Source organism: Rhodosalinus sp., assembly GCF_041685465.1.
Classification (GTDB): domain Bacteria; phylum Pseudomonadota; class Alphaproteobacteria; order Rhodobacterales; family Rhodobacteraceae; genus Rhodosalinus.
Map to the genome: position 1 here is coordinate 1 of NZ_JAWLFS010000321.1, position 2,663 is coordinate 2,663.

The 2,663-nt window shown below is 65.6% G+C and carries 4 protein-coding genes; all 4 read right to left on the minus strand.

Annotation, left to right across the window (positions count from 1 at the left end):
* Positions 1-635: WD40 repeat domain-containing protein (locus tag ACESL7_RS15125; protein ID WP_372894123.1), on the minus strand; the 635-nt coding region annotated here is incomplete at its 3' end.
* Complete coding sequence (locus tag ACESL7_RS15130; RefSeq protein ID WP_372894124.1) at positions 620-1,582, minus strand: CobW family GTP-binding protein; 963 nt, start codon at positions 1,580-1,582, stop codon at positions 620-622. The genes ACESL7_RS15125 and ACESL7_RS15130, both read right to left, overlap by 16 nt.
* A gap of 49 nt (positions 1,583-1,631) precedes the next feature.
* The gene (locus tag ACESL7_RS15135; RefSeq protein ID WP_372894125.1) at positions 1,632-2,069 is read right to left on the minus strand and encodes a DsrE family protein; all 438 of its coding nucleotides are present in this window, start codon (positions 2,067-2,069) and stop codon (positions 1,632-1,634) included.
* 34 nt (positions 2,070-2,103) lie between these two features.
* Positions 2,104-2,663: metal ABC transporter solute-binding protein, Zn/Mn family (locus tag ACESL7_RS15140; RefSeq protein ID WP_372894126.1), on the minus strand; the 560-nt coding region annotated here is incomplete at its 5' end.

Genomic DNA, 2,663 nt, shown 5'->3' on the forward strand with positions numbered 1-2,663 from the left:
TCCTGCATGGCCGTCACGAGGTACTTGCCATCCGGACTGAAGGCGACGGCGCCGTGCGATCCCTTCCAGAGGAGCTTCGACGATTTCCACCGCCGCTCGCCCCGTTCCCAGACCGTGGCGCCGCCATAATGGGCGACGGCCAGGCGCCGCGCCTTGGCGTCGAAGGCGAGGCCGCCGACGGTGCTCGGATGCTCGAAGGATTTCGACGCGGTGTCGCCGATGCGCCAGACATGCGCCGTCCGGCCCGAGGAACAGGCGATGTAACCGGGGGCCGCCGCGACGCAATCCACCCACCGTGTGCCGAAGCTCGCGATCTCTTCGATGGCCCCATCGGGCGAGACACGCAGAAACCTGCCGTCATCGCCCCCCGTGAGCACGCCGTCCGATCCCGGGTCGACCGCCAGGCTCAGGACGGGACCGCCATGTGCCCCGACGATCACGGGCGGCTCATCGGGCCGGAAGAAGCGGATCACACCGTCTCCGAACCCGGCCGCAACGGTCCCGCCGTGCGAGAGAGCGGCGGTCACCGGTGCGCCCATGTCGAGAACAAGGCCCTGCCGTTCGAGCTGTGTCTCGGCAAAGCCCTGCCGGCGCGGGTTCTGGCGCACCGCCTCTGCAGTCACGCCGCCCGACATGCCGCGAAGCCCTCCTCAAGCCCCATCGTGTCGAGGTTGCGGCCGATGAACACGATGCGCGATTGCCGCGCGCCCTCCGGCCAGACCCCCATCGGCGCGCCGTCCATCAGCATGTGGACGCCCTGGAAGACATAGCGATCGTCCTCGCCTTGGAAATCGAGGATGCCCTTGGAGCGCAGGATGTCCTGTCCGCGGGTCTGGAGGAGCTGGCCGAACCACGTCTGGAACTTGTCGAGATCGAGCGGCGCGTCCGCCGTGAGAGAGAGGCTTGTCACATCGTCGTCGTGCTCGTGGTCGTGGTCGGAGGTCAGGAAATCCGGCTCGACTGCCAGCACCCGCTCGAGGTTGAAGGCGTCAAGGCCAATCACCTCGTCGAGACTGGCGCCGCAGCGTTCGGTGCGGATGATCCTGGCATAGGGGTTGATCTTGCGAATGCGGTCCTCGACGCGACCGAGCCCGTCCGCGTCGACGAGATCGGTCTTGTTGAGCAGGACGACATCGGCAAAGGCGATCTGTTCCTCGGCCTCGTGGTGTTCGCCCAGCTGGTCGCCCAGGTGAACGGCATCGGCCACCGTCACGATGGCGTCGAGGCGCGTGCGGTCGGCCACGTCCTGGTCGACGAAGAAAGTCTGCGCCACCGGCGCCGGATCGGCGAGGCCCGTGGTCTCGACGATGATGGCGTCGAACCTGTCGGCGCGTTTCATCAGACCGCCGAGGATGCGGATCAGATCGCCCCGCACGGTGCAGCAGATGCACCCGTTGTTCATTTCGAACACTTCCTCGTCGGCATCCACGACGAGGTCGTTGTCGATCCCGGTTTCGCCGAACTCGTTGATGATCACGGCATACTTCTTGCCGTGCTGTTCGGTCAGGATGCGGTTCAGCAGGGTGGTCTTTCCGGCGCCGAGAAAGCCGGTCAGGACGGTTACAGGGACTTGTGCGGTCATGGTCGAGGCCTTTCGTGTGTTGAGCTCGCATCGAGGGTGGATAACGCGGTCAATAGCTCATGATCCGGGTGCCCGGTGCGGTGACGATGGCGAGGAATTCCGGCCCGCCGGGCTCGATGCCGTCGACACGGTCATCGATGTCGAGCCCTGCCTGTTCGGTGCAGCCGGGGCAGACGAAGACGCGCCCGCCTTCGGAGATGATCTCGTCCAGCATCTGATGGGCCGTTTTCCCACTCATGGCTTCGACATGCTGCGGCACGTCCTGATTGGCCAAAGTGACAGCACGCACATTGAGGAAGACGACAACGTCGGTGCCGGTGTCCTGGATGTTCCGCGCGAAGCCGAGCGCCATCTGGCCCGTCCAGACGTCATCGCTTGTCAGGTTGATCACGACCGTCGGGGTACCTTCGGCATCCTGCGCCTGAGCAAAGCCTGGCAGCGCGATCAGGAGGGACAGCGCCACCAGAAGGTTTTGAAGCGGTTTCATTACGACATTCCTTGTTTCGAGATCGTGAAGCGGGTCAGGAGCTCAGCGCCTGCGCGAGCGTCGTCGCGTTGTGGCGCATCATGTCGAGATAGGTGGGCGCCGGGCCGTCCGGCTCGGACAGCGCGCCGGGGTAGAGCGTGCCGCCGACACTCGCGCCGGTCTCGTCCGCGATCCGTTCCAGCAGGCGGGTGTCGGCGATGTTCTCGAAGAAGACCGCCGAGACGCCCTGGTCCCGGATGGTCTCGATGAGGCGGGCGACATCCTGCGCGGAGGCTTCGGACTCGGTGCTGATGCCCTGCGGCGACAGGAAGGTCAGGCCGTAGTCGCGCGCGAAATACTGGAACGCGTCGTGCGAGGTGACGACGATCCGCCGATCTTCCGGAAGGCTTGAGACGATCTTGCGGATCTCGGAATCGAGCGCCTCGATCTCGGCGACATAGGCTGCGCGGTTTTCGTAGAAGGTCGCCGCGTTCTCGGGATCGGCCTGGGCCAGAGCGGCGGTGATGGTGTCGACATAAGCAACCGCGTTGTCGAGGCTCTGCCAGGCATGCGGGTCGAAGGCGCCGTGGTCGTGGCCGTCATGCCCCGCCTCGG